Below are 6,924 nucleotides of genomic sequence, written 5' to 3' on the forward strand. Positions count from 1 at the left end.
TCGAGGGGTTGTTGAAGAGAGGTCAGCTTCGGTGAGGTTCGTGAAGCTGTGATAACACAGGTATCTTTGTAAACATCTGTTTTTTTTTGTGTACTCCTGATGTATCCGGGTCAACGGGTTTGAAAAATTGAGAAAGACTTACTTCACAAGTATGTATACAGCTTCGTTGTCGGGAGAACAGACAACGGCTCTTTCTCCATCACTGGTCACATCGATGCTTGATGGCTGACCAAATTCAGTTGTTTTCAATTCCGCCTGGCCACTTTCTGCGACAACGATCATACCCATTCCCGGACAGGTGGCATATGCATAACTGCAATCGGGCATCGAGGCGGCCACTGTTGGAATAACGGGAAAAGTTATCATCTTGTACAGGCTGCAGTCTTCGGTTCTAATATACCAGAGTTCATTGCTGCCATCGACGATTGCGCATATATAGCCGGATACTCCTGGAAAAAGATCGTACACTTCACCAGGAACCGAAACGCGGCCTATTTCAGCCCATGTGTCAGTCTGGTATCCGATAATAACGCTGTTACTTCCGTCAGCTATGTACAGAGCTCCGTTGTCAGTTGAAGCGATGCCCTGGCAGTTGCTTATTGATATTCCCTGTACAACTGCTACCTTAAGCGTTACCAGGTCAATCATTCCAATACTGTCATTGTTCATAGCTACCCATGCGTTATCAGACTCCGAGGACACCGAAACGTAGCTGCAGCCAATACCTATATCTATGGGGTCCTCAAGGGCTGCTGTAGAAAGGTTCACCGGATAAAGAAGAGAATCCACCAGAAGATATCCGAAACCGTTTACGTCACTGTCAGCTATATCATCTATCTCCAGACAGATATCTGTAACGGATTCTTTTACACCGTTAACTATATCAACCACAACGAGATTGCTTCCAGCGGCAACAAGAGCCAGATCGTAGTCTATCATGCATTTGCACATAGAAGGTGATCCAATGCTTTCAAACGATATGGTGGCATCGGTTTCCCGGGGAAAACCCGGAATTTCCGGAGCCGGATCGGAAATACAGGATACAGAAATAAGTACCGATGTACAAATGGTAACAGTCAATAGAACATGCATAGCTTTATTCATTGGATATTCCCCTTACTGTCCGCCTTCAACCTGAAACCTGTATCCTGATGTCGCGTTTTCTTTGTCGATTGTCATGATCAATCACTACGATCTGCTGCCATGTCCCGGTCAATACTTTTCCGTCAACAACGGGAAGAGTAATCCCCGGCCCCATTAATGTAGCCCTCATATGTGAAAACCCATTGTCGTCGCCCCAGGTTTCAGAATGGCGGGATCTGGCATTCTTCGATATCATATTTTCAAGCATTTCCTTCATATCCTGAACCAGGGCTGGTTCGTACTCTATTGTTGTCACTGACGCGGTTGATCCTATTACCGTCACAGCCACAAGGCCATTATTTATTCCCGAAGCGGATACTGTAGATTGAACCTCTCCAGATATGTTGATTATATCGGAAAATCCTGCTGTCGATACCGTTATAGTCCTGCCGTGAACCACCCTTCCTCCTTTTCTTTCACAAACCCATACTTTCTGTATCCTGATTACCGTGCTTCAGTCCCATGTACAAGAACAGTATTCCAAATCCACCCGCCAGAACACTACCACCGGCCGCGATAAGCAGAATGGGTTCAGCACCGGCGCTTCGTATTCCTTTCAAACCGAGTTATTCATTACCGTTGAAACAGTATGTACAGAGTTTATTCCCCGCTAGCCCTATGGCTTCTGTCAGATCGTCCAGCCTCTGGTAAGAAAGAGATGTAAGACCCAGTCTATGTCTTATTCGTTCTACCATATCAGCATATTCCGACGAATCAGGATCGAGATAGGCTTCGGGAACCGCCTCCCCTGTTCCTTCAAGTTCTTTTATAGCTTTTCTGCCTGCAAGATCCATGATTGAACGTGATCTGGAAAAATTAAGGTATTTGCATCCGAATACCAGCGGTGGACACGCAGGCCTCATGTGTATCTCAGCTGCTCCCGAATCGAAAAGCCTTTGCACCGTATCCTGAAGCTGCGTACCCCTTACTATGGAATCCTCGCAGAAGAGAAGCCGCTTGTTCTGAATGAATTCCCGTATGGGGATAAGTTTCATCCTGGCGACAAGATCCCTCAACTCCTGTTTCTGAGGCATGAAGCTCCTGGGCCATGTTGGAGTGTACTTAACAAAGGGTCTTCGGTATTCTATTCCTGAATAATTCGCGTATCCGAGCGCGTGTCCAGTTCCGGAATCGGGAACACCGGCAACAAGATCAACCTCGATATTATCCCGTCTGGCAAGGCATTCACCGCAGCGGTTCCTTACATCCTCAACGTTTATCCCTTCGTAATTCGATGCAGGGAACCCGTAGTAGACCCAGAGGAATGAACATATTCGCATCTTCTCCTCCGGTTCCTTTTTTACCTCAAAACCCTCCTCCGTTACCAATACGATCTCTGCCGGACCGAGCTGTTTTTCGAATTCGTACTCAAGGTTTGGAAACGCGGAGGTCTCGAATGTCACGGCCATACCATCACTCTTTTTGCCGATTGATATAGGTGTTCTCCCCAATTTGTCCCTTGAAGCGTAAATCCCATCATCTGTTAAAAGCAGAACGGAACAGGATCCGTCAATGGACTCCTGAACCCTTTCAAGTCCCGCCGCGAATGAATCCTCCTGGTTGATCAGCATAGCAATAACTTCAGTAGGGTTAACTTCTCCGCCGGTCATTTCGGAAAAATGTCCGGATCTTCTGACGAATACCCCTTCCACAAGCTCGGTTAAATTCTGAATAGCTCCAACGGTAACGATGGCATATTTACCCAGGTGCGATCCTATTATCAGAGGCTGGTCTTCGTAATCACTTATAATCCCGATTCCCATCGATCCGTCAAGGTTAGCAAGATCATCATCGAACTTCGATCTGAACTGGGCATTTGTGATATCATGGATTACCCTGTTAATTCCGTTGGGACCCTTCACTGCCAAACCACCACGCATTGTGCCCAGATGAGAATGGTAATCGGTTCCGAAGAACAGTTCAGCAGTACAGCTATTCTTTGAGTTTACGCCGAAGAATCCGCCCATGAAAGCCCCTCAATCGTTATTTAAATGTCCGGTGATTGTACTGGTTGCCCTTTACCCATCAAGAATACACTTTTTCGTGAAGCTGCAATTACCTGTTCAAAACAATAAATGGAACCGTAACCGAACCGGAATCGTAATTCAATATTGCGGTGTAAAGGCCTCCGGGTACTCTGTTGCCGCTTGTATCTCTGCAGTTCCATCCTACCTTTTCGCCGATATCCGAACTGCTGAAGCTTGTTATCTGTCTTCCGGAAATGTCATAGATCACAAGATCATGAATGGATGTCATCTCCGAAGTACGGAACATCTCGATGGTCAGGTATTCAATAGCCGGATTAGGAAAAACACTCATGGCAATTGTACCGGAAGCTTCCTCCGTTGTCCCTATGCCCACAGAATGGAGGTACGCGAAAGCTCCCATAAGATTCGGCCTTGTGCCGATATTCCCCGGAGGAGGAAATATCTGCAGTGTACCGGTATTCAAAAGCACTGTTCTAAGCATTGCCGGGGTAAGTGTACTCGCGGGATTGCCGTTGGCCACCCAGTAACCCACGCAACAGGCTGCCGCGCCTGCAACTATTGGAGAAGCGCTTGAAGTGCCGGAGAATGCCGAAGCGTAGTAGTAATCAACGCCTCCTGTATTGTACAGAGTACCGTATCCTGTTGTCACAACATCTTCTCCCCATCCATGGGAAGTGAATCTTGATCCGTAATTCGAGTAAGAAAGTCTTTGCAGATTACCACCTGGCCAGGTTCCTCCGGGATATACACCTCCAGCGCCTACGATTATCGCTCCGCTGTTACCAAACCATGGCATGGGATCCATATTAACGCCGCCGCCGTTGACCGCATTTCCACCGGCTTCCACAACGTGTATACCGTTGGCTACAGCGTTCTGAATAGCGGCGTATACAGCATTGTAACCCTGAGCGCCGGGAGAAGTAGAACCCCACCATTCAATCGGAACGTAATCATTTGATCCGGAAACGTATTGCCATTGCTGCTCCAGCAGTATCACATCGCCTGCGGACAAATTCGATATAGCCACTGTTATCGCGCCGCCTACATTCCATTGCGGTGTGGGATTACCGTAATAGGTGCCACAGGTCTTCAGGTTTGCTCCGTAGCAGATTCCTGAGGTTCCCCATCCGTTTCTGTCGGAGTGCATCACCCCCAGAACAGCGGTGCCATGATTATTGTCGCTGAAAGGATCCTGCACAAAAAAGTTTATCTGTGAACCTGGAGCCTTCGTTAAGTCATTGTGATTGTAGTTCCAGCTGTATTCAAGGTCACAGACCGTTACGCCGGTTCCATCGCCCCCTGGTTGTGTCCAGGCGTAGATGGCGTCGATTCCTGTGGGAGTGAATGAAACAGCTTTCAGGTATCCCTGGAAACTCTGGTAATCCGGTGGCTGGGGCAGAGGCTGTGGAAGTGGAACTGGTATCGCGCTGATTATTCCGGGAAGCTCCTGCAGGATTTTTGCGAATTCCCATACATCTATATCACCCTGGAATCGGATTATGTAAATATTGTTGAGGTTGTAAACATCTCTGCCGGAAAGCCGTTCACCATTTAACTCCATCTCATCAGCCGCTTCCTCTGAAACTGCTGATATCCTTTCCCACTGGTAACTTTCGGTAAGTTCGAGCACTTCTTCAAGACCATCAAGTGCTCCAGTATCCGAAAATTCAACAAGGTTTCCGCACCTGAGCCTTACGATAGACTCATCTACGAACATTACTTCAATAAGATCGTTCTCACACGGATAGTTTTCCTCTGCATCTCCCGCAGAAGTAGTCAGAATCAGAAATGCAAACAGGAAAACGCTGACAGATCGTCCCATTTCAGCCTCCTCCTTAACGGTTTTCGTTGTGAATCACATAAGCTACATCAAAGAGATAATCATTTACTGATGAGATGTCTATGTATTGAAATGTACCTGGATTAAGCTGAAGAATGAAACCTGGTGAAAAGGGGAGGCAGAAGCCTCCCCCTGCAGATGAAAGTTGTATCTATTAATCGGTGGGGATTGGGAGCCCGTCTATGAACGTATCGAGAGATGAGCGAACTTCTTCAACATCTCCAGTAATAGCATCGCTTATCTCCTCAATTTCACTTCTTGCGACAAGAAGCTCCCCCCTCAGTGAGTCAATCTGTTCCTGCAAGCCGATAACATCGGGATCAGTATCCCTCAGTTCTTCCAGTTTAGCGGAAACATCATCAAGGGCTGACAGTTCGGGGATCAACCAGACAAGCGAATCGGTTGACGCAATAAGCTCATCAAGCTGAACCTGGATGCCATCGAGTATATCGAGTCCCGGAATCTCTATATCGGGAATATCTGCATCAGGTACATCCGGAGTATCGGGCAACCCGAACGCGAAAGAACCAGAAACAAAAACCATTAGAACGACAGCAAATGTTTTCATTTTACTCTCCTATGTTAATGAAAAGCGTACATAACACTAACCGTATCGATATGCGAATGTAAAGCCCCTGTTTCGCACTCAACTGTGAAGCGGTTCATGCTTCACTTCTCGAAGATTCCTGTTTGGATACAAAGGAAGGGCAGCTCAAACAGCTGCCCTTCACTTAACAGAAATATCTGTTCTTAGCGCTTATCGTGAGCGAAATCTACTCTAAGGCTACGTCCGTCAAGCTCGGTATCATTCAAGGCTTCTGCAGCTGCAGTTGCCTCATCTTCGCTATCGAATGTAACGAAACCAAAACCACGAGACCTTCCGGAATCGCGTTCTTTGATTACCTTTGCTTCCGTAACGCTGCCGTAGGGTGAGAAAGCTTCCATAAGTTCCTTATCCGTGGTTCCCCACGAAAGACCGCCAACAAACAGTTTGTTATTCAAGAATAACTCCATTTCCGAGGGCTCATACCCTCCATATCCGGGCTTTCAAACCCGGTGCTTCGGACAATCCGAAGCTATTTCACCGGTATTACAACCGGCTGCTGCAACCCTAATGGCCGCTATATGGATATCAGAATGTCCTGATAATGGGGGAACACTAATCTCAGAAATGAGCAGAGTGGAACCTGACCAATTTTCAAAGACACTGAATCACAGGAGTAATATAGAGTTACGCAGTTTTGTGTCAAGGATATCATAACTTGTCAAATAAATTTCGAATATTTCTTTCAATAAATACGAAGCCTGTTACCATAAGTTCTGTTCTATATTACTTTAAATACTGCCGTAAGATGTTAATTGAAAAACCTGAAGCATCCGGCTGACAAAACCTGTCTTAATATCGCATATAAGTGTATTACAATGGTTTGAATGAATATCACAAATTTAATTGGTTATGTATTTTATAGTTCTGTTGCATTTTCCGCGACCGATATTGATGAACTATTTGTAGTGATTCTGTTCTCCGGTATGGTATCCGTCGGTCGCCGCTTCCGGCATATCATTGCGGGACAGTATATGGGTTTCATTGATTCAAACTCGCTAATTTTTCTCTGGTTTCGATAAGTCTGAGAAGATACGATCATGTTTTGATGCAGATAATACTGATTTGTCCTGGTATTCACATACTTGTACAAAACAACGTATGGCGCCTTGTAACAGGATAGTAGGATTCCGTAACTGCTATATTGTCACCAGATATCGACACGGCAAGAAGAACGCTGAGAGATGCCTGTCCACGATTTCCGTTAAGAAAAAATCGGGAAATATCCGAACCTCTTTCTGCTATTCAACCTTACGCAAGCAAGTCTCAACAACCCATCCTTGACAACAAAACGGCCTCTCTGAATAGTATAATTTAATTATCTGTTTACTTTGATGGAGGTCAATTAT

7 protein-coding genes are annotated in these 6,924 nt (G+C 46.0%); all 7 read right to left on the bottom strand.

All coding sequences use genetic code 11. From position 1 onward, the window contains the following. Positions 1-138 precede the first annotated feature (138 nt). Positions 139-1,104 (bottom strand): hypothetical protein, encoded by a 966-nt coding sequence (locus K8S15_01830; protein ID MCD4774772.1) that lies wholly within the window; start codon positions 1,102-1,104, stop codon positions 139-141. A 25-nt stretch (positions 1,105-1,129) separates the two neighbouring features. Continuing rightward, positions 1,130-1,543: a secondary thiamine-phosphate synthase enzyme YjbQ gene (locus tag K8S15_01835; GenBank protein MCD4774773.1), complete on the bottom strand. Its 414-nt coding sequence runs from the start codon at positions 1,541-1,543 to the stop codon at positions 1,130-1,132. Between the two features lie 16 nt (positions 1,544-1,559). Beyond that, positions 1,560-1,703, bottom strand: coding sequence for a hypothetical protein (locus tag K8S15_01840; GenBank protein MCD4774774.1), 144 nt, complete (start codon positions 1,701-1,703; stop codon positions 1,560-1,562). Between the two features lie 6 nt (positions 1,704-1,709). Then, positions 1,710-3,110: an amidophosphoribosyltransferase gene (locus K8S15_01845; protein ID MCD4774775.1), complete on the bottom strand. Its 1,401-nt coding sequence runs from the start codon at positions 3,108-3,110 to the stop codon at positions 1,710-1,712. A gap of 88 nt (positions 3,111-3,198) precedes the next feature. Beyond that, entirely contained in the window at positions 3,199-4,953 is a 1,755-nt protein-coding gene (locus tag K8S15_01850) for a S8 family peptidase (GenBank protein MCD4774776.1), read from the bottom strand. Between the two features lie 172 nt (positions 4,954-5,125). Then, positions 5,126-5,539 carry a hypothetical protein gene (locus K8S15_01855; GenBank protein ID MCD4774777.1) on the bottom strand — a complete coding sequence of 138 codons (414 nt, stop codon included), beginning with the start codon at positions 5,537-5,539 and terminating at the stop codon, positions 5,126-5,128. A gap of 182 nt (positions 5,540-5,721) precedes the next feature. Then, positions 5,722-5,973 (bottom strand): RNA-binding protein, encoded by a 252-nt coding sequence (locus K8S15_01860; protein MCD4774778.1) that lies wholly within the window; start codon positions 5,971-5,973, stop codon positions 5,722-5,724. Between the last annotated feature and the right edge of the window lie 951 nt (positions 5,974-6,924).

Source organism: Candidatus Aegiribacteria sp. (assembly GCA_021108005.1).
Taxonomy (GTDB): domain Bacteria; phylum Fermentibacterota; class Fermentibacteria; order Fermentibacterales; family JCC-6; genus Aegiribacteria.